The organism is Sphingomonas sp. NFR15 (assembly GCF_900103265.1).
In the GTDB taxonomy this organism is placed as follows: Bacteria; Pseudomonadota; Alphaproteobacteria; order Sphingomonadales; family Sphingomonadaceae; genus Sphingomonas; species Sphingomonas pollutisoli.
This window is the reverse complement of the sequence record NZ_FMWX01000006.1, coordinates 76,780-99,582: the sequence shown is the minus strand read 5'-3', so window position 1 is coordinate 99,582 and position 22,803 is coordinate 76,780. Positions and strand designations below refer to the sequence as shown.

At 66.1% G+C, this 22,803-nt stretch carries 20 protein-coding genes; 10 read left to right on the top strand and 10 right to left on the bottom strand.

Going from position 1 to position 22,803, the window contains the following annotated elements:
* Positions 1-84: 84 nt before the first annotated feature.
* From BLS81_RS14270 to BLS81_RS14255, 4 genes are read left to right on the top strand one after another with little or no spacing between them, the layout of a single operon-like run.
* Complete coding sequence (locus BLS81_RS14270) at positions 85-1,476, top strand: efflux transporter outer membrane subunit (protein WP_093224858.1); 1,392 nt, start codon at positions 85-87, stop codon at positions 1,474-1,476.
* A complete protein-coding gene (locus BLS81_RS14265) occupies positions 1,473-2,546 on the top strand; it encodes an HlyD family secretion protein (protein WP_093224856.1) in 1,074 nt (357 codons plus the stop codon). Before BLS81_RS14270 ends, BLS81_RS14265 begins: the two co-directional genes overlap by 4 nt.
* Positions 2,543-5,281, top strand: a complete 2,739-nt coding sequence (gene rbbA, locus BLS81_RS14260; RefSeq protein WP_093224855.1) for a ribosome-associated ATPase/putative transporter RbbA — start codon at positions 2,543-2,545, stop codon at positions 5,279-5,281. The genes BLS81_RS14265 and rbbA overlap by 4 nt, the downstream gene beginning before the upstream one ends.
* Before the next feature lie 54 nt (positions 5,282-5,335).
* The gene (locus BLS81_RS14255) at positions 5,336-6,418 is read left to right on the top strand and encodes an ABC transporter permease (protein ID WP_093225081.1); all 1,083 of its coding nucleotides are present in this window, start codon (positions 5,336-5,338) and stop codon (positions 6,416-6,418) included.
* 69 nt (positions 6,419-6,487) lie between these two features.
* On the opposite strand, the gene gyrB is transcribed toward BLS81_RS14255, so the two are convergent.
* The 3 genes from gyrB to BLS81_RS14240 all read right to left on the bottom strand — a co-directional run bounded on the left by gyrB (position 6,488) and on the right by BLS81_RS14240 (position 10,403).
* Entirely contained in the window at positions 6,488-9,001 is a 2,514-nt protein-coding gene (gene gyrB / locus BLS81_RS14250) for a DNA topoisomerase (ATP-hydrolyzing) subunit B (RefSeq protein WP_093225079.1), read from the bottom strand.
* 62 nt (positions 9,002-9,063) lie between these two features.
* Positions 9,064-9,726, bottom strand: coding sequence for an HAD family hydrolase (locus tag BLS81_RS14245; RefSeq protein WP_093224853.1), 663 nt, complete (start codon positions 9,724-9,726; stop codon positions 9,064-9,066).
* Complete coding sequence (locus BLS81_RS14240; protein WP_093224852.1) at positions 9,723-10,403, bottom strand: YggS family pyridoxal phosphate-dependent enzyme; 681 nt, start codon at positions 10,401-10,403, stop codon at positions 9,723-9,725. Before BLS81_RS14240 ends, BLS81_RS14245 begins: the two co-directional genes overlap by 4 nt.
* A gap of 22 nt (positions 10,404-10,425) precedes the next feature.
* Between BLS81_RS14240 and BLS81_RS14235 the strand changes: the two genes are divergently transcribed.
* Complete coding sequence (locus BLS81_RS14235) at positions 10,426-11,052, top strand: thiamine phosphate synthase (RefSeq protein ID WP_093224850.1); 627 nt, start codon at positions 10,426-10,428, stop codon at positions 11,050-11,052.
* Positions 11,053-11,079: 27 nt separating this feature from the next.
* On the opposite strand, the gene BLS81_RS14230 is transcribed toward BLS81_RS14235, so the two are convergent.
* A complete protein-coding gene (locus BLS81_RS14230; protein ID WP_256326248.1) occupies positions 11,080-11,769 on the bottom strand; it encodes a hypothetical protein in 690 nt (229 codons plus the stop codon).
* Between the two features lie 258 nt (positions 11,770-12,027).
* On the opposite strand from BLS81_RS14230, the gene BLS81_RS14225 reads away from it, so the two are divergent.
* The 4 genes from BLS81_RS14225 to holA are packed head-to-tail and all read left to right on the top strand — an operon-like array spanning position 12,028 to position 16,535.
* Positions 12,028-12,465 (top strand): DUF3576 domain-containing protein, encoded by a 438-nt coding sequence (locus BLS81_RS14225; RefSeq protein ID WP_093224849.1) that lies wholly within the window; start codon positions 12,028-12,030, stop codon positions 12,463-12,465.
* Between the two features lie 34 nt (positions 12,466-12,499).
* On the top strand, positions 12,500-15,031 hold the full coding sequence (gene leuS / locus BLS81_RS14220) for a leucine--tRNA ligase (protein ID WP_093224847.1): 2,532 nt from the start codon (positions 12,500-12,502) through the stop codon (positions 15,029-15,031).
* Positions 15,028-15,525, top strand: a complete 498-nt coding sequence (lptE, locus tag BLS81_RS14215; protein WP_093224846.1) for an LPS assembly lipoprotein LptE — start codon at positions 15,028-15,030, stop codon at positions 15,523-15,525. Before leuS ends, lptE begins: the two co-directional genes overlap by 4 nt.
* Complete coding sequence (holA, locus tag BLS81_RS14210) at positions 15,522-16,535, top strand: DNA polymerase III subunit delta (protein WP_093224844.1); 1,014 nt, start codon at positions 15,522-15,524, stop codon at positions 16,533-16,535. The genes lptE and holA overlap by 4 nt, the downstream gene beginning before the upstream one ends.
* 3 nt (positions 16,536-16,538) lie before the next feature.
* Here holA and BLS81_RS14205 read toward each other — a convergent pair whose 3' ends face one another.
* The 6 genes from BLS81_RS14205 to BLS81_RS14180 are packed head-to-tail and all read right to left on the bottom strand — an operon-like array spanning position 16,539 to position 22,258.
* The gene (locus BLS81_RS14205) at positions 16,539-17,441 is read right to left on the bottom strand and encodes a ParB/RepB/Spo0J family partition protein (protein ID WP_176787182.1); all 903 of its coding nucleotides are present in this window, start codon (positions 17,439-17,441) and stop codon (positions 16,539-16,541) included.
* Complete coding sequence (locus BLS81_RS14200) at positions 17,438-18,238, bottom strand: ParA family protein (protein ID WP_093224841.1); 801 nt, start codon at positions 18,236-18,238, stop codon at positions 17,438-17,440. Before BLS81_RS14200 ends, BLS81_RS14205 begins: the two co-directional genes overlap by 4 nt.
* Complete coding sequence (rsmG, locus tag BLS81_RS14195) at positions 18,226-18,852, bottom strand: 16S rRNA (guanine(527)-N(7))-methyltransferase RsmG (protein ID WP_093224839.1); 627 nt, start codon at positions 18,850-18,852, stop codon at positions 18,226-18,228. Before rsmG ends, BLS81_RS14200 begins: the two co-directional genes overlap by 13 nt.
* Positions 18,849-20,690 carry a tRNA uridine-5-carboxymethylaminomethyl(34) synthesis enzyme MnmG gene (mnmG, locus tag BLS81_RS14190; RefSeq protein ID WP_093224838.1) on the bottom strand — a complete coding sequence of 614 codons (1,842 nt, stop codon included), beginning with the start codon at positions 20,688-20,690 and terminating at the stop codon, positions 18,849-18,851. Before mnmG ends, rsmG begins: the two co-directional genes overlap by 4 nt.
* A 54-nt stretch (positions 20,691-20,744) precedes the next feature.
* Positions 20,745-22,028, bottom strand: a complete 1,284-nt coding sequence (gene mnmE, locus BLS81_RS14185; protein ID WP_093224836.1) for a tRNA uridine-5-carboxymethylaminomethyl(34) synthesis GTPase MnmE — start codon at positions 22,026-22,028, stop codon at positions 20,745-20,747.
* A 2-nt stretch (positions 22,029-22,030) separates the two neighbouring features.
* Complete coding sequence (locus BLS81_RS14180; protein WP_093224835.1) at positions 22,031-22,258, bottom strand: DUF6489 family protein; 228 nt, start codon at positions 22,256-22,258, stop codon at positions 22,031-22,033.
* A gap of 50 nt (positions 22,259-22,308) precedes the next feature.
* Here BLS81_RS14180 and BLS81_RS14175 point away from each other — a divergent pair, with 50 nt between their 5' ends.
* The gene (locus BLS81_RS14175) at positions 22,309-22,776 is read left to right on the top strand and encodes a methylated-DNA--[protein]-cysteine S-methyltransferase (protein ID WP_093224833.1); all 468 of its coding nucleotides are present in this window, start codon (positions 22,309-22,311) and stop codon (positions 22,774-22,776) included.
* Positions 22,777-22,803 lie beyond the last annotated feature (27 nt).

Here is a 22,803-nt window from a genome sequence, read left to right as displayed (position 1 = left end):
CCATTGCTGCAGCGCGGTAGCTCGACGGTGCAACAAGCTACGGGACGGATCACTTTGGACAGGCGAACGGCAACCGCCTTTGCGATGCTGGCTGCGCTGCTGGCCGCCGGCTGCACGCTGGCGCCCCGGCCAGCCCATCCGGACCTGCCCACGCCGACCCGCTATCCGAGCGTCGCGGCTTCGCCGCCGGGGGCGAGTAGCGCGCGGATCGGCTGGCGCACCTTCTTCGCCGATCCCGAACTCACCGCGCTGATCGAGCGCGCGCTGGCCAACAACCGCGATCTGCGCGCGGCGGCGGCGCGAATCGAGCAAGCACGCGCAGTCGTGCGGATCCGCGGCGCCGATCTCACGCCGCAGATCAGTGGCTCGCTCGATATGGCGAAGATCGGCGTACCCGACGATTTGGCGATGCTGTTGCGCGACGATACGCTCACCACATATGCGGGTCTGCTCCAGACGCGGTGGGAGATCGACCTGTTCAGCCGGCTGCGCAGCCTGCGTGCGGCGGCGCTGGAACAGTATCTCGCGAGCGCCGAGGCGCGGCGCGGGCTGGCCACCAGCCTGATCGCGCAGGTCGCCGCCGGCTACCTCGCCGATCGCGAATATGCGGAGCGGCTGGCGCTGGCGCGCGATACGCTCGCCAACCGTGAACGCGCGCTCCACCTGCTCGAACGTCGCTATCAGGTCGGGTCGGGGTCCAAGGTCGATGTCACGCAGGCAGAGACGCTGCGCACGCAGGCGGCTGGCGAGATTCAGGGTCTGGAACTCGCCCGCGCGCAAAATCTCAACGCGCTGGCGCTTCTGCTGGGCGCGCCCATCGACGCCTCCAGCCTCTCCCACGGCCTCGCGCAAGTCGGGCTCGACCAGCCGATCCCCGCCGGCCTGCCCTCCGATCTGCTCGTCAACCGGCCGGATATCGCTGCGGCGGAACATCAGCTTCGCGGCGCGGAGGCGAACATCGGCGCAGCGCGCGCGGCCTTTTTTCCAAACATCAGCCTGACCGCGATCGCGGGCAGCAGCAGCGACGATCTTGACGGGCTGTTCGCCAAGGGCACCGGGCTCTGGCTGTTCCGCCCCACCCTAGCGCTGCCGATCTTCACCGCCGGAAAGCTACGCGCCAACCTGCGCGGCAGCGAGGCGGCGCGAGACGAACTGCTCGCGGCGTATGAGAAGTCGATCCAGTCGGGCTTCCGCGATGTGGCGGACGCACTGGCGCAGCGACGCTGGCTCGCCGACCAGCTCGCCACCACCGAGGCTCTGGTCGCGACGCTCGTCGAACGCGCCCGGCTGTCGCAGCTCCGCTACGATGCGGGCCGGGCCGCCTATCTCGAAGTGCTCGACGCCGAGCGCGACCGCTTCTCTGCCGAACAGAGACGTGTGCAACTCCAGCGCGCGTGGCTGGCGAGCGGCGTCGCGCTGTACGCCGCGCTCGGCGGCGGCTTCCCCGAAACCGAGCCTCAAGGGCGAATTCCATGAACAAGCAAATGAGGACATGGGCGATCCGGCTCGCCATCGCGGCGGTGATCGTCGCCGCGCTGTTGATCGCGCGCATCTATCTGACGCGCGATCGGCTCGGCGAGGGTATCGCGGCAGGCAACGGCCGGATCGAAGCAACCGAAGTCGATATCTCGGCCAAGGCGCCCGGACGCATCCGCACGATCCTCGCCGAGGAGGGGCAGGAGGTGAAGGCTGGCCAGATCCTCGCCACGGTCGATGTCGATTCGCTGGAGGCGCAACGCGCCCAGGCACAGGCGCAGACGCTCGCGGCGCAGACCGCCGTGCAATCGGCGCAGGCGCAGGTCGCGCAGGCGCTGGGCCAGCGTGGCGCGGCGCTCGCCCAGCTTTTCGCGCGCGAGACCGATCTCGACACCGCCCGGCAGCATCTGCGCCGTTCGACCACGCTCGCCGCCGAAGGCGCGACGCCGCAGCAGGAGCAGGACGATGATCGTGCGCGCCTGCGGAGCGCCAGTGCCGGCACCGACGCGGCGCGCGCGCAGCTCGCGGCGATCGATGCCGCGGTCGCGACGGCGCGCGCGCAGGTGAACGGCGCCCGGGCCAATGCCGAAGCGGCACGAGCGACGATTCGCCGGATCGACGCCGACATCGGCGACGCGGTGCTGCGCGCGCCGCGTTCGGGCCGGATTCAATATCGCATCGCCGAACCCGGCGAGGTGGTCGGCGCGGGCGGCAAGGTGCTCAACATGATCGACCTGAGCGATGTCTATTTGACCTTCTTCCTGCCGGAGCAGGCGGTGGGTAAGGTCGGGCTGGGTGACGAGGCGCGGATCGTGCTCGATTCGGCGCCGGGCCGCGTGATTCCGGCGCGCATCTCCTTCGTCGCCGACGTCGCGCAGTTCACGCCCAAGACGGTCGAAACCAGGGACGAGCGCCAGAAGCTGATGTTTCGCGTGCGCGCCTCGATCGCGCCTGAGCTGCTCGCGCGGTTCCACAATCTCGTGAAATCGGGGATGCCGGGGATGGCCTATGTGCGGATCGACCCGGCCAAGCCCTGGCCCGCGAAGCTCGCGCTGACGCCCGCCAAATGAGCGGTTACGCCGCCCGTCTTTCCGGCGTGCGCCTGCGCTTCGGCGACACGGTGGCGCTCGATGGCGTCGATCTCGATCTGCCGGCCGGCAGCACGGTGGCGATGGTCGGGCCGGACGGGGTGGGCAAGTCGAGCCTGTTCGCGCTGGTCGCCGGGGCGCGCGCGATCCAGGAGGGAACGGTAGAGGTGCTCGGCGGCGACATGGCCGACGCCGGGCATCGGCAGCGTGTCTGCCCGCGCATCGCCTATATGCCGCAGGGGCTCGGCAAGAATCTGTACCCCACCCTCTCGGTTTTCGAGAACATCGACTTTTTCGCGCGGCTGTTCGGTCAGGGCCGCGCGGAGCGCGAGCGCCGGATCGACCAGTTGCTCGACGCGACCGGACTCGCGCCGTTCCGCACCCGCCCCGCCGGCAAGCTGTCCGGGGGCATGAAGCAGAAGCTCGGGCTATGTTGCGCGCTGATCCACGATCCCGACCTGCTGTTGCTCGATGAACCGACCACGGGCGTCGATCCGCTGTCGCGGGTTCAGTTCTGGGAGCTGATCGACCGCATCCGCGCGAGCCGGCCAGGGATGAGCGTGCTGATCGCTACCGCCTATATGGAGGAGGCCGCACGCTTCGATCAGCTCGTCGCGATGGACGCCGGCCGCGTGCTGGCGATCGGTACCGCCGCCGATCTGCGCGCGCGCACCGGCGCCGCCACGCTGGAGGAAGCGTTCATCGCGCTGCTTCCCGAGGCGCGGCGCCGCGAGCATCGCGCCGTGACGATCCCGCCGCGTGACCGCGCGCTGAATGGCACACCGGCGATCGAGGCGCGTGGCCTCACCAAGCGTTTCGGTGATTTCACGGCGGTCGATCACGTCGATTTCCGCATCGAACGCGGCGAAATCTTCGGATTCATCGGCTCGAACGGCTGCGGCAAGACGACGACGATGAAGATGCTGACAGGGCTCCTCCCCGCGAGCGAGGGCGAGGCGCTGCTGCTCGGCCGCGCTGTCGATCCGCGCGATATCGAGACGCGCAAACGGGTCGGGTACATGTCACAGAGCTTCTCGCTCTATGCCGAGTTGACGGTGCGGCAGAATCTCGAACTGCACGCGCAGTTGTTCCACGTGACCAAGGCGCACATCCCCGCGCGCGTCGCCGAGATGGCGGAGCGTTTCGGTCTCGCCGAACTCATGGAGACGTATCCGGACAGCCTGCCGCTCGGTCAGCGCCAGCGGCTCAGCCTGGCCGTGGCGATGATCCACGCGCCCGAGATACTGATCCTCGACGAGCCGACCTCTGGCGTCGATCCAATCGCGCGCGACGCCTTCTGGCAGATGATGGCCGATCTCGCGCGCAAGGACGCCGTGACCATCTTCATCTCCACCCATTTCATGAACGAAGCGGAGCGATGCGATCGCATCGCGCTGATGCACATGGGCAAGGTGCTGGCGGCCGATACGCCGGCGGAGGTGGTGCGGGCGAGCGGCGCGAGCGATCTCGAAGCGGCCTTTATCGGCCACCTCCGCCGCATCGGCGGCGTGGATGCGGACGGCGCCACCCTCGCCCCCACGCCGACGGTGCCGATCGCGGCGGCCAACCGCCCCGAGGCGCGACCGCGCCCGTTCAGCCTGCGCCACATGCTGAGCTACAGCCGGCGCGAGGCGCTGGAACTGCGCCGCGATCCGATCCGGGCGACGCTGGCGCTGCTCGGCAGCATCTTCCTCATGTTCATCATGGGCTATGGGATCAGCCTCGATGTCGAGAACCTCAGCTTCGCCGTGCTCGATCGCGACGGAACGATGACCAGCCAGAATTACGCGCTCAATCTCGCGGGGTCGCGCTATTTCGTCGAACATGCGCCGGTGCACGGCTATGCCGAACTCGACCGGCGGATGCGCGACGGCGAGTTGAGCGTCGTCCTGGAGCTGCCCGAGCATTTCGCGCGCGACATCCGCCGCGGCACCCCGGTCTCGGTCGGCATCTGGGTCGATGGCTCGATGCCGAGCCGGGCGGAAACCGTGCTCTCCTACGTCCAGGCGATGCATGTGTCGTGGCTGTCCGACTTCGCGATGCGCGAACTCGGCGTGCGCCCCGCGCTGGGGCTCGCTACGATCGAGACGCGCTACCGCTACAATCCGGACGTCGCCAGCCTGGTCGCGATCGTCCCCGCCGTGATCCCGATCCTGCTGTTGTTGATTCCGGCGATGCTGACGGCGCTGAGCGTGGTGCGCGAAAAGGAACTGGGGTCGATCGTCAACCTCTACGTCACCCCCGTCACCCGCACGGAGTTCCTGCTTGGAAAGCAGCTTCCTTATGTGGTGCTCGCGATGCTCAACTTCGCGCTGCTCACCGTCCTCGCGGTGACGGTGTTCGGCGTCCCGATCAAGGGCAGCCTGTTCGCGCTGACGGTCGGCGCGCTGCTGTTCGTCCTCTGCTCCACCGCGATCGGGCTGATCTGCTCGACCTTCCTACGCAGCCAGATCGCGGCGATCTTCGGGACCGCGATCATCACCATCGTGCCGGCGGTACAATTCTCCGGCATGCTGACCCCGGTCGCCTCGCTCGAAGGATCGGGGCGCTTCGTCGGCGAAATCTACCCCGCCACCCATATCCTCACCATCAGCCGCGGCATCTTCTGCAAGGCGCTGGGGATCAGCGATCTGCCGAGCGCCTTTCTCGCGCTCGCCATCACCGCGCCGATCCTGATGGCCGCCGGCATCGCGCTGGTCCGCAAGCAGGAGCATTGAGGGGTGAACCCGGCGAAGACGATCGCGAATATCTGGCGGCTCGGCATCAAGGAGATGCGGAGCCTGTGGCGCGACCGGATGATGGTCGGGCTGATCCTGTGGGCCTTCACCGGATCGGTGTATGTGGCCGCGACGGGCATCCCCGAGACGCTCAACAAGGCGCCGATCGCCATTGTCGATGAGGACGGCTCGCAGCTCTCGCAGCGAATCCGAAGCGCCTTCTACCCGCCCTACTTCAATGCGCCGGCGGTCATCTCGCAGCGCCAGGTCGATGCCGCGATGGACCAGGGCTTCTACACGTTCGTGCTCGACATCCCGCCCGATTACCAGCGCGACCTGCTTGCGGGACGGGCACCCACGATCCAGCTCAATGTCGATGCGACGCGAATGGCGCAGGCCTTCTCCGGCAACGCCTATGTCCAGCAGATCGTCAATACCGAGGTCGCGACCTTCGCCACGCGCAACGGCCGCGCGAACCCGCTCCCGGTCGATGTGGCGGTGCGTTCGCGGTTCAATCCCAACCTGACCGCGCTGTGGTTCGGCGCGGTGATGCAGGTCATCAATCACGTCACGCTGCTCTCGATCATCCTGACCGGCGCCGCGCTGATCCGCGAGCGCGAGCACGGCACGGTGGAGCATCTGCTGGTGATGCCGATCACGCCCTTCGAGATCATGGCCGCGAAAGTGTGGTCGATGGCGCTGGTGGTGCTGATCGCGACCTGGTTCTCGCTCATGCTGATCGTTCAGGGCGCGATGCACGTGCCGATCGCGGGATCGATCGCGCTGTTCCTGGTCGGCGCGGCGGCGCACCTGTTCGCGACCACCTCGATGGGAATCTTCCTCGGCACTTTCGCGCGCTCGATGCCTCAGTTCGGCCTGCTGGTGATCCTCACGATCGTGCCGCTGGAGCTGCTGTCGGGCGGCAGCACCCCGCGCGAGAGCATGCCGCAATTCGTGCAGGACGTGATGCTCGCGGCGCCCACCACGCATTTCGTCCGGCTCGCGCAAAGCATCCTCTACCGGGGTGCCGACATCGGCGTGGTGTGGCCGCAGTTGCTCGCGATCCTCGCGATCGGCGCGACCTTCTACACGATCGCGCTGGCCCAGTTCCGCAAAGCCATCAACACCATGGCCTGACCGTCGCGTGCAAACGGCACGCCGGGCGCGGGATGGCCCCGCATCCGGCGCACACCATCACCCCGGTTCTCAGACGTCGAGATTGGCGACGTTGAGCGCATTCTCCTGGATGAACTCGCGGCGCGGCTCGACGACATCGCCCATCAGCCGCGTGAAGATCTCGTCGGCGATATCGACCTGCTCGACCTCGACGCGCAGCATCGAGCGATTCTGCGGGTCGAGCGTGGTCTCCCACAATTGCTCCGGGTTCATCTCGCCGAGACCCTTGTAGCGCTGGATCGAAAGCCCCTTGCGGCCCGCCGCCAGAATCGCTTCGAGCAGTTGCGAGGGTCGGGCGACCATCGCCTCTCCCTTGCCGACCGCGACCGGCGCGGCCTCCGCGTCGCCGTCAGACGACGGTTCGGCTTCCGCCGCAACGGCGGCGGCGCGCGAGGGCACCAGCCGCGCGGTGCGCGCATACTCGCTCGCCTGTTCGGACGCGAGCGCATGCAGCTTGCGCGCCTCCGCCGACACCAGGAACGCCGCTTCGAGGACGTGGTGATCGGTCACGCCGCGCCACCAGCGCTTGAAGTGGATGCCGCCCTCCTCGCTGACCTCCGCCGACCAGCGCGCTTCGGGATCGCCTGCGTCGAGCGCCGCGACGACGTCCTCGACCCGCGCGGCGCGAGTCGCGACGTCGAGCGTCGGATCGAGCGCGCCGACCAGCGCGAGCGCCTCGACAATGGTTGGATCGTAGCGGCGCGGCACATAGCGCATCAGCGTCCGCATCCGCCGCGCATGATCGACCAGCGCGCGCAGATCGGCGCCGGAGCGCGACCCGCCCGCGCCCTCCAGAACGCTCGCCGCGACGCCGTTCTCGACCAGATAGTCGTCGAGCGCGGGATCGTCCTTGAGATAGACTTCCGATCGCCCGCGCGTCGCTTTGTAGAGCGGCGGCTGCGCGATGTAGAGGTGTCCGGCTTCGATGATCTTCGACATGTGCCGGTAGAAGAAGGTCAGCAGCAGGGTGCGGATATGCGCGCCATCGACGTCCGCGTCCGTCATGATGACGATCTTGTGATAGCGCAGCTTCTCGATGTTGAACTCGTCGAGGATGCCTGTACCCATCGCCTGGATCAGCGTACCGATCTCGCGGCTCGAAATCATCCGGTCGAAGCGCGCACGCTCGACGTTGAGGATCTTGCCCCGCAGCGGCAGGATCGCCTGGAAATGGCGGTCGCGGCCTTGCTTCGCCGAGCCGCCCGCCGAATCGCCCTCGACGAGGAACAGTTCGGACTTGGCGGGATCACGCTCCTGGCAGTCGGCGAGCTTGCCGGGCAGTGAGGCGATGTCCATCACGCCCTTGCGCCGAGTGAGCTCGCGCGCCTTTTTCGCGGCTTCGCGCGCCGCGGCGGCATCGATGATCTTGGCGACGATCGCCTTGCCGTGCGCGGGATTCTCTTCGAGCCACTCGGCGAGCTTGTCGGCCATCAGCGATTCGAGCGGCTGGCGCACCTCGGACGAGACCAGCTTATCCTTGGTCTGCGACGAGAATTTCGGGTCGGGCAGCTTGACCGAGACGATCGCGGTGAGCCCCTCGCGCATATCGTCGCCGGTGAGCGTCACCTTCTCCTTCTTCAGCAGCCCGCTCTTATCGGCATAGGAATTGAGCGTGCGCGTCAGCGCCGCGCGGAATGCCGCGAGATGGGTGCCGCCGTCGCGCTGCGGGATGTTGTTGGTGAAGCAGAGGACGTTTTCGTAATAGCTGTCGTTCCATTCGAGCGCGACGTCGATCGTCACGTCGTCGCGCGTGCCGGCGATCGCGACCGGCTCGGGCATCAGCGCCTGCTTGTTGCGATCGAGATACTTCACGAACGCGGCGATGCCGCCCTCGTAGAACAATTCGACCGTCTTGATGTCCTCGTGCCGCGCGTCGGTGAGGAACAGCCGCACGCCGGAATTGAGGAACGCCAGTTCGCGGTAGCGATGTTCGAGCTTGTCGAAATCGAACTCGGTGATCTTGAAGGTGGCGGGCGACGGGAAGAAGGTGACGCGCGTGCCCTTCTTGCCGTTGGCATCGCCGACGACCTTGAGCGGCGCCACCGCATCGCCGAACGCGAAACGCATGTAATGTTCCTGCCCGTCGCGCCAGATCGTCAAATCGAGCCACTCGGACAGCGCATTGACCACCGAAACGCCGACGCCGTGCAGACCGCCCGAGACCTTATAAGCATTGTCGTCCGAGGTGTTCTCGAACTTACCGCCGGCGTGGAGCTGGGTCATGATGACCTCGGCGGCCGACACGCCTTCCTCGCTATGGATGCCGGTCGGGATGCCGCGACCGTTATCCTCCACCGAGACCGAGCCATCGGCGTTCAAGGTGATGTCGATCCGGTCGCAATGCCCGGCGAGCGCCTCGTCGATCGCGTTGTCGGACACTTCGAACACCATGTGGTGCAGACCCGAGCCATCGTCGGTGTCGCCGATATACATGCCGGGTCGCTTGCGAACCGCGTCGAGGCCCTTGAGAACCTTGATCGAGTCAGCGCCATATTCGTTGGGATTGGATGGCTGGCCGGGGGCGGCGGAAGTCGGTGTCGTCATGGCGAGCATATAGGGATTCGCGCCCGCAAACGGAAGCGAAATGGCGAATCGCCGCTGGCGGGTCAGCCGATGAGGCGGGCGACCTCGTTGAAGTCCGACGCAACCGCGCGGACGCCCAGCGCGCGGAGCCGTTCGGCATGGTCGGGCGAACAATGGCTGCCACCGCAGAAACCGATCACGAACGCACCAGACGCGACCGCGCCGGTCGCGCCGACGATCGAATCCTCGAGAATCGCGGTGCGCGTGATGTCCACGCCGATCGCCGCCGCGGCATGATAATAGAGATCAGGAGCGGGCTTGCCACGCGCGACATGCTCCTTGCCCGAGTAGAGGTGGTCGCCGAACGCCTCGCGCAGGCCGATATGATCGAGGTGGCGCGCGATCCACGCGGTCGAACTCGACGAGGCGATCGCCTTGGGAAGCTCTTCGGGAAGCGCTTGGACGAACGCCACCGCGCCTGCCACGGCGTCGATACCCGCCGCCATCACGCGCGCATCCTCAATGCGGCGCGCGGCGTGATAGTCTTCGCCCAGCGTCGCGCCGATATGCGTCTCGATCGCATCGATGAAGCTGCGGCCGGACAGACCCATGAAGCGCGCCATCGCTTCTTGGCGCGAAATCGTGTGGCCGATACTGTTGAGATAGTCGGCGAGATGCGCGTTGCCGATCGATTCGCTCTCGATCAGCACGCCATCGAAGTCGAAAATGATGCCGTCGAATTTCATGCGCGTGCTCCAAACAGCGCGCTGCCGACGCGGACATGCGTCGCCCCAAGCGTGACCGCGGTTTCGAAGTCGGCCGACATGCCCATGCTCAGCCCGGCAAGTCCATGATCACGTGCGAGCTTGGCGAGCAGCGCGAAATAGGGCGCAGGCTCGACGTCCGCCGGCGGCACTGCCATCAGGCCGGCGACTGGCAGGCCGGCGGCACGTGCCTCGGCGAGCAATGCGGGTAGATCCGCGACCGCGCAGCCGCCCTTTTGCGGCTCATCGCCCATATTGACCTGCAGGAAGCAGTCGGGACGCCTGTCCTGCCGGTCCATCGCCTTGGCGAGCGCCGCGATCAGCGATGGCCGATCGACCGAATGGATCGCATCGAACAAGGCGACCGCGTCGTCGGCCTTGTTCGACTGGAGCTGGCCGACCAGGTGGAGCCTGATGTCGGGCCAGCGTTCGCGAAGCGGGGGCCATTTCGCCTCGGCCTCCTGCACGCGATTTTCGCCGAACACACGCTGCCCGGCGGCGAGCAGCGGCTCTATCGCCTCGGCGGGGTACGTCTTGGAAACCGCGATAAGCGTGACATCCCCCGGCTCTCTGCGCGCGAGGCGCGCGTTGTGTTCGATCGCCGCTTGGATGGCGGCAAGGGCGGCAACGGGGGCGGAGACGGGATCGTCGGATGACATCGGCGGCGCTATAGGCTGTGAAATGCGTGCCCGCCACCCCGTCCCCACGCTCTGGCTGATGACCGACGAGCGGCTCGGCGATGGCATGTGGGACGCGGTCGGGCGGCTGCCGCGCGGGGCGGGAATCGTGTTCCGGCACTATGCCACCCCCCTGCCCGAGCGGCGCGCGCTGTTCTCAAGCCTGTCGCGAATCGCACGACGGCGCGGGCTGGTGCTGCTGCGCGCCGGCGACGAGCGGTTGGCGGGGCACGAACGCGGCGTACATAATGGCCGCGCAGCGAACCTTTCGACGCGGTCCGCGCACACGCGCCGCGAGGCGCTGGCCGCATGCCACATGGGCGCGGCGGCGATCTTCGTTTCGCCCGTTTTCGCGACCCGCTCACACCCCGGCGCGCCGGCGCTCGGGCCGCTACGCGCGGCTGCCATTGGACGCGGGCTGGGCGTGCCGGTGATCGCGCTTGGCGGCATGAACGCCCGCCGGTTCGCCCGCCTGCGGGCGCTCGGCTTTCATGGCTGGGCGGCGATCGATGCGTGGAGCCTATCTCCGCACACCGGCGCCTCCGCGTGCAATATCGGTTCACGCGGAACCGCGGAGGCGCCGAGAGAAGAAGGGTACGGCGCTACGTGCGCTTCCGTCGCCAACAATTGAATAATAGCGGTCTTGGAACGGCTCCGCTTAGAAGCGGAAGGCGGTGCCGATATAGACGGCCTGGCTATCATGCCGATCGACGTTCAGATCGACCAGCCGATCGCTACGCTCGGCCTTGTAGCGCACGCCCGCCGTCACATCGAGATTGCGCGTCAGCCGGTACGAACCGCCGACATCGACCGAATAGACCGGCGCTTCCTCGATCAGCTTCGGTCCACCCGGCAGCGCGCGGTCGGCGCCCGCCTTGACCTGACCGCTAAACCGCTTGCCCGAATAGCTCACGCCCACATCGGCGGATTCGCGGCTGCCCGGCATCCCGGCGAGATCGACCTTGGCCATATCGCCCGACAAAGCGAATCGGCGCCAGCCGACCGCGACACCGAGATTATACGCGATCGGCGCCAATGCCACGGTGTTCGCCGCGCCATCGCCCGCGCGATCCGCCGTCACCGCACCGCGCACCGAACGCGCCTGCACCGCCACGGTTACCGCGCGGCTGCCGGCACGCCGAGAATCGGCGGGCGTGAAGCGGAAGCCCGAAGGATCGAGACCGCCGCGCGCGAAGATCGCCGCCAGCCGCGGGTCTGCGGAGGCAGGCGTGAATCCACCGATGCCATGCAATACCGGCACAGCCGCGCGCGCAACGCGCGCCTTGGCATCGTCCGATGCACCGATCGCCGGCGCCGCGACGAGACCGGCGGCGACAAGCACCCCCAACCCAATCCCAGACAGCAGCCGAGTCGAAATCACCGGAAAACCCCGTCGTCCCTGCACCAGACACGGCCCCGCGCCATGCCTGTTCTTATCAGTTAGAACGCGCCTATCACGATTCCATCCCCGGCTGCCACTATCTTGACTCAATTTATCCGCCATGTGGCGCTCGGGACACAGCCGGAGACCGGTGCGCGGCTTGCGGCTGGCTCGGCATAATCTATAGAGACACTCTCCTTCATGACCACGCTCAGGAAACCGCCCATGTCCCGCCCGTTGCGCACTGCGATCGTGGTCTCGCTGCTTCTGTCGAGCGCCGCCTGCGCCCACAAGGGCAGCCACCCGAAATCGGCGGCGCTCGCACCGTCCAAGGTCACCACGATCGGCGTAAACGCCTATCTATGGCGCGCGAGTCTCGACACGTTAAGCTTCATGCCGCTGCTTCAGACCGATTCCAACGGCGGCGTGATCGTCACCGACTGGTACGTCAATCCGGCGGCGCCGACCGAGCGGATGAAGGTAACCGTCACGATTCTCGATCAGGATTTGCGTGCCGATGGTCTGCATGTCGCGGCGCTCCGCGAGGTCAACCAGAACGGGCAGTGGGTCGCGTCACCGGTGCAGGCCGCGACCGTCCAGAAGCTCGAAGACATCATCCTCACGCGCGCGCGCGATTTGCGCCGCGCTGCCATGGTGAATTAAGCGCGCGGTTTTCGCGCAGGAGTAACAACGAACAATGTCTCGCTTCAACAGCCTGAAGTCGGATGCGGCATGGCAGGCGGTGTGGGACGAGCGCCGCACGTTCGCCGCCGACGACGCGACGACGAAGCCGCGTACCTATGTGCTCGAGATGTTCCCCTATCCTTCGGGGAAGATCCATATGGGTCACGTGCGCAACTATACGATGGGCGACGTGCTCGCGCGGTTCCGCCGGATGACCGGCCACGAAGTTCTGCATCCGATGGGATGGGACGCGTTCGGTATGCCTGCCGAGAACGCGGCGATGGAAAAGCGCGTCCATCCTGGCGGCTGGACGCGCGATAACATCGCCACGATGAAGGCGCAGTTGAAGCGGCTCGGTTTCGCGCTCGATTGGACGCGTGAGTTCGCCACCTGCGATCCCGAATATTATGGCCAGGAACAAGCGTTGTTCCTCGACCTGTTTTCGCATGGGCTGGTGTATCGGAAGGAATCTTCGGTCAACTGGGATCCGGTCGATATGACCGTGCTCGCCAACGAGCAGGTTATCGACGGGCGTGGGTGGCGGTCCGGCGCGTTGGTCGAGCGGCGCAAGCTCAGCCAATGGTTCCTGAAGATCACCCAATTCGCCGACGAGCTCCTGGAGGGCCTGAACGGGCTCGATCACTGGCCTGACAAGGTCAAGCTGATGCAGGAGAACTGGATCGGCAAGAGCCGAGGGCTACGTTTCACGTGGAACATGAGCGACGGCGAGACGGTCGAGGTGTTCACCACCCGGCCCGACACAATCTTCGGCGCGAGCTTCATCGCGGTCGCTGCCGATCACCCGATCGCGCAAAAGCTGGGCGCGGAGAATGGTGAAGTCGCGGCGTTCATCGAGCGATGCAAGCAGGGCGGCACCACCGCTGCGGAGTTGGAGACCCAAGAGAAGCTCGGCTATTTCACCGGGCTGACCGCGACCCATCCGTTTGATTCCGCTTGGCAGGTTCCGGTCTACATCGCCAATTTCGTGCTGATGGAATATGGGACCGGCGCGGTGTTCGGCGTTCCCGCGCACGACCAGCGCGATCTCGACTTCGCGCGCAAATATGACCTTCCCGTCCGGCGCGTCGTGGCGGAGGGCGCGAACACCGATCCTATTCTCACGGGCGATGAGGCCTATACCGGCCCTGGTACCTTGGTGAATTCGCATTTCCTAGACGGCATGAGCATCGCGGATGCCAAGCGGACCGTCATCGCGCGGGCCGAGCAAGGCGGCTGGGGTATGGGTTCGACCGTGTTTCGCCTTCGCGACTGGGGCGTCAGCCGTCAGCGGTATTGGGGCACGCCCATCCCGATCATTCACTGCGACGCGTGCGGCGCGGTGCCGGTGCCGCGCGATCAATTGCCCGTCGTCCTCCCTGAGGACGTCAGCTTCGACATTCCCGGTAATCCCCTCGACCGTCACCCGACATGGAAGCATGTCCCCTGCCCCACCTGTGGCGGCGAAGCGCGGCGCGAGACGGACACGCTCGACACGTTTGTCGACTCATCCTGGTACTTCATCCGCTTTGCTAGCCAGCCCGGCAACAAGCCATTCGATCGGGAGGCGGCCGAGAAGTGGCTTCCGGTCGCGCAATATATCGGAGGGGTCGAGCATGCGATCCTTCACCTGCTCTACGCTCGCTTCTGGACGCGTGCGCTGAAGCACATCGGCATGCTCGATATCGCCGAGCCGTTCGCCGGGCTGTTCACCCAAGGCATGGTGACGCACGCGAGCTATTATCAGCGCCCGCACGAGCATGAACGACCGATCTATTTCGAACCCGCCGCGATCTCGCGCCGGGCCGATGGTACGGCCTATGTTACCGACACCGGCGAGGACGTGATCGTCGGACGCGTCGAGAAGATGTCGAAGTCGAAGAAAAATACCGTCGATCCGACCGAGATCGTCGATCAATATGGTGCCGATGCGGTGCGCTGGTTCGTACTGTCGGATTCGCCGCCCGAGCGCGATCTCGAGTGGAGCGAGGCGGGCATCGAGGGTTCGTGGCGTTTCGTCCAGCGCGTGTGGAGGCTGTTCGACGGACTCGGCGAAGCGGCGGCCATAGATGGCCGTGACATCGCGCTCGACCGCAAGCTCCATCAGACGATCGCCGGCATCGCCGCCGACATCGAAGCGCTCGCCTTCAACAAGGCGGTCGCCAAGCTGTACGAGCTCGTCAATGCGATCGAGCGCGCCGCACCATCCGCTTCGCGCAACGCGGCAATTCGTACGCTGGTTCTGCTGGTGGCACCGATGGCGCCGCATCTGGCTGAGGAAGCCTGGGCGGCGCATGGCGGCGAAGGTTTGATCGCCGATGCCGCCTGGCCGGTCGTCGATCCTGCGCTGCTCGTCGAGGACGAAGTGACGATCGCGGTGCAGGTCAATGGCAAGCTCCGCGACACGCTCACGGTCGCCAAGGGCGCGGACAAGGCGGCCTTGGAAGCGATGGCACGCGGATCGGACAAGGTGATCGCCTTCTTGGATGGCAAGGAACCGAAAAAGGTTATCGTCGTGCCAGACCGTCTCGTGAACCTCGTCGCATGAAGCGTCTCGGCGCCCTTCTGCTTGCGCTCGCGCTGCCCGGCTGCGGGCTGCACCCGCTCTATTCGGGTGGCAGCGATGGTGCAGTCGCGACGATGCTGACCCGCGTCGAAGTCGCCCCAATCGACGGGAAGGCAGGCTGGCTGATGGGCAATGCGCTACGCGACAAGCTTGCCGCGCGAGGTGAAGCGCCATTGTATCGACTAGAGGTGCGGCTCGACGACAAGATCATCGGCCTCGGCGTGCGGAGCGATGACAGCGTCTCGCGCGAGCGCCGCACCTTGCGAGCGCGATACCAGCTCGTCGAACTCGCGCGGGGGACGGTAGTGCTCGACGCGTCGGCCGGATCGGACGCGGGCATCGACGTCGTCAGCTCGGACTATGCGACCATCGCGGCCGAGAACACCGCGCTCGAAAACCTGTCGGAGATCGTCGCCGACCAGATCGTGTCGCGCGTCGCGCTGTACGCGGAACACGCGCCCGCCTCCGAGCCGTGAAGGCCAACGCGAATCAAATCCGCATCGCGATCGACGCGGCCAGCCCCGACGTCCGCCTGTACCTGTTCCACGGCCCAGATGAAGCGGGCGCGCGCGAACTCGCTGCGCGGGTCGGCCGCGCACTCGGACCTGAGGCCGAACGGATCGACCTTGAGCCTGCGCAAATTCGCAGCAATCCTGGCCTGCTCGCGGATGAAGCTGCAGCGCTGTCGCTATTTGGCGGCGCGCGGCACATCCGCGTATCCGGGGCTGGCGAGGAGTCGCTCGAAGCGCTGACCTTGCTGCTCGACGCGGAACGCACCGGCAATCCGGTCGCCGTGATCGCCCCCACCCTCAAGGCAACCTCGAAGGTAGTGAAGCTCGCGCTGGCGCATCCGCGTGCGATGTGTCTCGCCTGTTATCTGCCCGAGGGCAGTGATGCCGACCGCCTTGCCATCGCGATCGCGCGGGAGCAGGGACTGCGTACTACAGGGGGGACCGCCGCGCGGCTCGCCGCCGCCAGCGGCGGAGACAGGGCGGTAATGACGCGTGAGCTGGAAAAGCTGGCACTCTATCTCGACGCTGCGCCCGAACGGCCGCGTGAGCTCGACGATGCGGCGCTTGACGCCGTGGGTGCCGATCTCGGCGATACCGAGATGTCGCGTGCGATCGACGCTGCGCTTGATGGCAGCCCGGACATGCTCGCCAATGAGCTCGCGCAGCTCGCGGAAGCGAGCGTCTCACCGATCCCGGTTCTGCGCCAGCTCACCCGACGCTTGGTCACCCTGGCAGAGATGCATGCCGAACTCGATGCTGGCGCCGACCCCAAGGCCATTATCGAACGCGTCTTCTTTCGCGAACGCGCCACCACCTCCCGCGCGCTGCGGCTGTGGGATTCGCGCCGGATCAACGACGCGATCAAACGCATTCGCGAGGCCGAACGTGCGGTGATGGCACCGCAAAACCCTGGTAACGTCGTTGCCGACGCCGCTATCGTCGTACTGGCGCGCATGGCGGCGCGCCAACGCTGATGTTCAAATCCGCTCGCCGCTCAGCCGCTGGCAGAGCATGTCGAGTTGGTCGAGCGTCGAAAAGCCGAGCGTGAGCGCCCCGCCCTTGGCGCCATACGAAATGCGCACCGAAAGCCCAAGCAAGTCGGCGAGCTGATGCTCGAGCGCACTGAGATCGGCATTCTTCTCGCCGCTGCCGTGCCCGCGCACCCGCGCGGTATCCGGCTTGACCGTCCGCGCGAGCTTTTCGGTATCGCGAACCGACAGGCCTTTGGCGACGACCTGGTCGGCCAGGGCCTCGACGTCCGGTGCGCCGATCAGCGCACGGGCATGTCCCATACTGATTGTGCCTTCGACGACACGATCCTGCACCGGCTTGGGCAGATCGAGCAAGCGCAACAGATTGGAGATGTGGCTGCGCGACTTGTGGACGATCTTGCCAAGTGCATCCTGCGTATGGCCGAAGTCGCTAAGCAGCCGCTGATAGGCCTCCGCCTCTTCGATCGCGTTGAGATCCTGCCGCTGAATATTCTCGATCAACGCTACCTCGAGCGTTTCGGTGTCGGTGAAATCGCGGACGATCACCGGCACCTCGTGCAAACGCGCGCGTTGCGCCGCACGCCAGCGACGCTCGCCCGCGACGATTTGATAGCCAGTGCCGTGCGGCCGGACCACGATCGGCTGGATCAATCCGCGTGCAGCGATCGACTCCGCCAGCTCTTCCAGTGCCTCCTCGCGAAAATGGCGACGCGGCTGGTCGGGATGCGGCGTGATCGAGCCGACCGGAAGCATCCGCACGCCCTGCGCGACCGGCTCGTTGGCGCCAACCGGCTGCTCGCGCGCCATATCCCCCATCAGTGCGCCGAGGCCGCGCCCTAGTCCGGACCGACCCTTCGGCCGCGCGATCGGGGTAGCGCCATCGCTCATGCCGCGACCTTGGTTGCGCGGTCAGGCGCTGACGTGTCAGGCAAGCGTGTGATAAGCTCGCGGGCGAGCGCGATATAGGCTTCCGAACCCGAGCAGCGGAAATCGTAGATCAATGCCGGCAGGCCATGGCTCGGCGCCTCGGACAGCCGCACGTTGCGCGGGATGACCGTTTCGAACACGACGCGGCCAAGCACGGCGCGCACATCCGCAGAGACCTGCTCCGTCAAGCGGTTGCGGCGATCATACATCGTTAGCGCGACACCGATGATAGACAGGCCAGGATTGAACCGCTCGCGGATCCGCTCGACGGTGTTGAGAAGCTGGCTCAACCCTTCCAGCGCGAAGAACTCGCATTGGAGCGGCACGAGCAACGAATTCGACGCGACCATCGCATTGAGCGTCAAAAGACCAAGCGACGGCGGACAGTCGATCAGCACAACATCCCATCGCTGATCCGAACGTCGGATCGCTCGGCTCAGCCGGTGCGTGCGCTCCTCATATTCAACCAGTTCGATCTCCGCACCCGAGAGATCGACCGTCGCGGGGACGAGATCAAGGCCGGGCACGCACGTGCCGATCACCGCGCTCGCCAGTGGCATTTCGCCGAGCAGCACGTCGTAGATAGAGCGTTCGCGATCGTTGCGGCCTACCCCAAGGCCCGTGGATGCGTTGCCCTGCGGATCGATATCGATCAGCAACACGCGCAGACCCGTCGCAGCGAGTGCCGTGCCTAGATTGATCGCGGTCGTCGTCTTGCCGACTCCGCCCTTCTGGTTGGCGACCGTTATGACTTGCATCGACGTGCCACTCCCCGCGCTACCACGATCAGCGATTCCTTATTGGTAAGGCTCTGTTCCACGTGAAACGCACCATGCCATGCGCGCCGCGCGATTGCCACCTCATCCCGCGCCGATTGCCCCTTGGGTAACAGCCACAGCGTCTCTTCGGTCGCCAGATCGGCCGCGCCGACGAGCAGGTGATCGAGCGTTGCCACCGCCCGAGCGGAGATGACGCGGACTGGCGCTGCCTTCAAGGCCTCGACTTTTCCAGCGAAGATGGAGGTCCGCGCCGCGATACCCAAAGCGTCTGCCGCCGCTTCAAGAAAGGCGACACGTCGCTTCCTGGGTTCGGCCAGTGTCACCGGCCTGTCGGTCAGCGCCGCCACCACCAAACCCGGAAATCCCGCCCCGCTACCGATATCGAGCCAAGCGCCCGGTGTATGTTCCGCGAACGGAACAAGCTGCGCGGAATCGACGACGTGCCGCGTCCAAATTTCGGCGAATGTCGATCGCGCGATCAGATTCTGCTGTTGGGACTCCGCGATCACGAGATCGACGAACCGCTCCATCCGTGCGACACCGGCGACTCCAAAGCGCGCGTTGATCCAGTCCCGTGCTTGGTCTTCGGTCATGCGGCACGCCGTCGGGCATGAAGCAGGATCGCGGCGAGCGCTGCGGGCGTGATACCCCGCAGCCGGCCCGCCTGCCCCAACGTCGCTGGCCGCGCGGTGCTGAGCCGCTCGACCATTTCGGCCGACAGGCCCGGGATCGCCGCGAAATCGAGATCAGGCGAAAGCACGATGGCGTCGTTCCCTCGGACCATCGCGATCTCTGCCTCCTGACGCAGCAGATACGGCGCGTAGCGAACATCCTCAACGATTTCCGCCAGCAGTGCCGGGTCCGCATTGGCGACCAGATCGGGCGCCACATGCGCAACGGTAACGCCGGCGAGCCGCAGCCACTCGGAACCAGGCCGACGATGCGGGCCCGCTGCAATCACTGCGCCTCGTTCGATCAGTTCGGCCGGAGAGAGCGGCCGCTCGAATACCGCTTCGATCTCCTCGCGCGCTCTGCCCCGCTGATCGAGGCGCGCTCGTCGAACGTCCCCTAGGCAGCCCGCAGCATTTGCTATTGGGCCGAGCCGTGTTTCGGCATTGTCGGCGCGCAAGCGCAGCCGATATTCGGCCCGCGCGGTGAGCATGCGATAGGGCTCGGTCACGCCTTGGAGCACGAGATCATCGATCATCACGCCGAGGTAGCTGCTCGCGCGATCGAGGATTACCGCACGAGTGCCGAGTGCGTGCGACGCCGCATTCAGGCCCGCGATCAAGCCCTGTCCCGCTGCTTCCTCATAGCCCGTCGTGCCATTGATCTGTCCGCAACAAAACAGACCTGGGATCGCACGAAGTTGGAGAGTCGCATCAAGGGCGCGCGGATCAATATGATCATATTCGACCGCGTAACCCGGCGTCAGGATGCGGGTACGTTCGAGTCCGGGGATCGAGCGAACCAGAGCTTCCTGCACATCGACCGGCAGCGAGGTCGAGATCCCATTGGGATACACCACCGGATCGTCCAGGCCCTCGGGTTCGAGAAAGATCTGGTGCCCGTCACGATCGCCGAACCGATGGATCTTGTCTTCGATAGACGGGCAATAACGGGGCCCGGCTCCAGCAATCGCGCCGCCGAACAAGGGCGAGCGATCGAGACCGGCGCGGATGATCGCGTGCGTTGCCTCGGTCGTCCGGGTTATCGCGCAATGTACCTGCGGAAGCATCCGAGCCGGAGTCAGCGGAGACATCGTCCATGGCTCCGCATCGCTCGCCTGCTCTTCGAGCCGGCCCCAATCGATCGTGCGACCATCGAGTCGTGGCGGCGTTCCCGTCTTCAAGCGTGCCATCGGCAAGCCAGCGCCACGAAGCTGCTCGGCCAAGATGCTCGCGGACGCCTCGCCGACCCGGCCGCCGACCTCGCGTTCCTCGCCTCGAAAAATTCGGCCGCCCAGAAACGTCCCCGTAGCTAGGATTACTGATGGCCCAACTAGGGTACGCCCATCTGCGAGCTTGATACCGGCAACCTGTCCAGCCGCTAGGTTCAGCGCCGCCGCCTCTCCAGCAACGATCGTGAGGTTCGGTTGGGAAGACAGCATCGTCTGGATCGCCGCCGCGTAGCGTCGACGATCCGCCTGCACGCGCGGGCCTTGGACCGCCAACCCCTTGCTACGATTGAGCATGCGGTAATGAATGCCTGCCGCATCTGCCGCCCGCGCGATCAAGCCATCGAAGGCATCCACCTCGCGCACGAGGTGCCCCTTGCCCAGCCCTCCGATCGCAGGGTTGCATGACATGGCACCGATCTTCGCCGGATCGAAACTTACCAACGCCGTCCGCGCACCGCGTCGCGCGGCCGCAGCGGCAGCCTCGGTGCCGGCATGGCCGCCGCCGACTACGATGACATCGAACTGGTTCATAGGGTTTCGCTATGCTCGTCGGGAGACCAAGTCAAAGCGTTCCACGTGGAACAATCACTTCCCGATGCAGAACCGCCCGAACAGAGCATCTAGCACAGCCTCGACGTCGGCCCGTCCCGTTACGCTATCGAACGCCGCCCGCGCGCTCCTGATCGCCTCCGCACGGAGCAGAATATCGGTCTCTGCAACGCCATCCCGCAACACCGCCTCGGCGCTGGTAAGAAGCGCGCGCTGGCGCGCGTTGATCGCCATCTCGTCTGCACCGACCCACAACCTCCCAGCCCGTTCTTCCAGCAAAGACCATAAGGCCGAGATTCCCTCACCGCTCGCCGCCGAGATCGCGAGGTCCGGCCCGGGCGGAAGCGATGCCCGCCTCGGAATATCACACCGCGCATGCAGCCACATCGCGCTTGGATATGGTGGCGCTACGTCGTCGAGCCACAGCACGATATCGCCCGCGGCGATCGCATCGATCGCGCGACCGATCCCGATCCGCTCGATCTCATCAGCCCCGTCATCCCGCAGGCCCGCGGTATCGACGAGGAGATAGGCAACGCCCGAGCGCATCACCGACACCTCAATGCGATCGCGCGTCGTGCCAGCGGTCGGAGAGACGATCGCCGCATCGCGACCGGCGAGCCGGTTGATGAGCGTCGATTTACCGCTATTCGGCGGCCCCGCGATCACGACGCGTACACCGTCCCGCAGGCGTTCGACCGACGGTGCCGCAACCACCGCGCCGATCTCATCTGCCAGCGCTGCTAATACGCTCGCCGACTCGGCAGTCACTGCCTCGGGAACGTCGTCTTCGTCCGAGAAATCGAGCGCCGCCTCGATGGATGCCGCCACCTCGACGAGGCGATCGTTCCACCGCTCGATCTGTTGACGAAGCCCGCCTTCCGACAAGCGCAACGCGGCGCGACGCTGATGCTCGGTTTCGGCGGAGAGGAGATCGCCCAACCCCTCCGCCTCGGTCAGATCGATACGGCCATGTTCCAGAGCGCGCCGCGTGAACTCACCTGGTTCGGCCTGACGCAACCCCGCGATCGTCCCCAGCGCCGCTTCAAGCGCGCGCTGGGTCGCGCGGCCGCCGTGGATGTGAAGTTCCACGATATCCTCCCCCGTCGCGCTGTCGGGGCCAGGAAACACGAGCACCAGCCCGCGATCGAGCAACGTGCCGGTCGCCGGATCGCGGAGCGCGCGCAACCCCGCGACACGTGGCGCGGGCAATGTACCGCTCAGCAGCCGTGCCGCCGCCAACGCCTGCGGCCCGCTGATGCGAAGGATCGAGATCGCCGCCGGTGCCGCGCCGCTCGAAACCGCGAAGATCGTGTCCACGGCTATTTCGACGTCGATGTCTCGAACATCTTACGCCAGAAATTCATACCAGCGTCTCCAACGGGCACCCAGCTCCGCATCATGTTTTCAACCATCTCATGCGAGATATTACCCTCCATCGAGTTGGTCAGCATCTCGATATATTTCTCATGCACCGGCGTGAAATCGGGCAGGCCCATCACGCGCCGCGCCTCCTCCGGAGTACATTCGACCTCGACATTGATCTTCATCCGCGCGTCCTCCGCTTGAGCGCCTCGATCGAACGCTCCATAATCGTGACATGTATGCGCGCGACTTCGCCCTGATCGCAACGCCCATCGGCATGGTGCGGCTCCACGGTGGTAACGATTGGCTCGATGCCATCACTATTGAGCGTGACGTGCAGCCCGAGGTTGCGGGAACCGGTGCGCTTGCGGAGGGCGCTGCTCAGATTTCCGCATATTTCGCGCGTCGGCTGACCGTGTTCGATCTGCCACTGAGCCCGCTGGCCACCCCGCGCGGAACGGCGATGCGCGAAGCGATGGTGGCTATCGGCTTCGGGGAGACACGGAGCTATGGCACGCTGGCGCGTTCGATCGGGTCTGGCGCGCGGGCGATCGGTCAGGCCTGCGCGCGCAATCCGCTGCCGATTGTGGTGCCGTGCCACCGCGTGACCAACGCCGACGGATCGCTCGGCGCCTATTCCGCAGGCCAAGGGACGGCGACGAAACGGTGGTTGCTCGATCATGAGCAAGGACGGCTGATTTAGCAGCGACGCGGGCAACGCCCGCGTCGT

Bases quoted from the DNA above. Each gene is read 5' to 3' on its own strand.
- BLS81_RS14270 (WP_093224858.1), top strand. From the start codon at position 85: ATGCTGGCTGCGCTGCTGGCCGCCGGCTGCACGCTGGCGCCCCGGCCA.
- BLS81_RS14265 (WP_093224856.1), top strand. From the start codon at position 1,473: ATGAACAAGCAAATGAGGACATGGGCGATCCGGCTCGCCATCGCGGCG.
- rbbA (WP_093224855.1), top strand. From the start codon at position 2,543: ATGAGCGGTTACGCCGCCCGTCTTTCCGGCGTGCGCCTGCGCTTCGGC.
- BLS81_RS14255 (WP_093225081.1), top strand. From the start codon at position 5,336: ATGCGGAGCCTGTGGCGCGACCGGATGATGGTCGGGCTGATCCTGTGG.
- gyrB (WP_093225079.1), bottom strand. From the start codon at position 9,001: ATGACGACACCGACTTCCGCCGCCCCCGGCCAGCCATCCAATCCCAAC.
- BLS81_RS14245 (WP_093224853.1), bottom strand. From the start codon at position 9,726: ATGAAATTCGACGGCATCATTTTCGACTTCGATGGCGTGCTGATCGAG.
- BLS81_RS14240 (WP_093224852.1), bottom strand. From the start codon at position 10,403: ATGTCATCCGACGATCCCGTCTCCGCCCCCGTTGCCGCCCTTGCCGCC.
- BLS81_RS14235 (WP_093224850.1), top strand. From the start codon at position 10,426: ATGCGTGCCCGCCACCCCGTCCCCACGCTCTGGCTGATGACCGACGAG.
- BLS81_RS14225 (WP_093224849.1), top strand. From the start codon at position 12,028: ATGTCCCGCCCGTTGCGCACTGCGATCGTGGTCTCGCTGCTTCTGTCG.
- leuS (WP_093224847.1), top strand. From the start codon at position 12,500: ATGTCTCGCTTCAACAGCCTGAAGTCGGATGCGGCATGGCAGGCGGTG.
- lptE (WP_093224846.1), top strand. From the start codon at position 15,028: ATGAAGCGTCTCGGCGCCCTTCTGCTTGCGCTCGCGCTGCCCGGCTGC.
- BLS81_RS14205 (WP_176787182.1), bottom strand. From the start codon at position 17,441: ATGAGCGATGGCGCTACCCCGATCGCGCGGCCGAAGGGTCGGTCCGGA.
- BLS81_RS14200 (WP_093224841.1), bottom strand. From the start codon at position 18,238: ATGCAAGTCATAACGGTCGCCAACCAGAAGGGCGGAGTCGGCAAGACG.
- rsmG (WP_093224839.1), bottom strand. From the start codon at position 18,852: ATGACCGAAGACCAAGCACGGGACTGGATCAACGCGCGCTTTGGAGTC.
- mnmG (WP_093224838.1), bottom strand. From the start codon at position 20,690: ATGAACCAGTTCGATGTCATCGTAGTCGGCGGCGGCCATGCCGGCACC.
- BLS81_RS14180 (WP_093224835.1), bottom strand. From the start codon at position 22,258: ATGAAGATCAATGTCGAGGTCGAATGTACTCCGGAGGAGGCGCGGCGC.
- BLS81_RS14175 (WP_093224833.1), top strand. From the start codon at position 22,309: ATGTATGCGCGCGACTTCGCCCTGATCGCAACGCCCATCGGCATGGTG.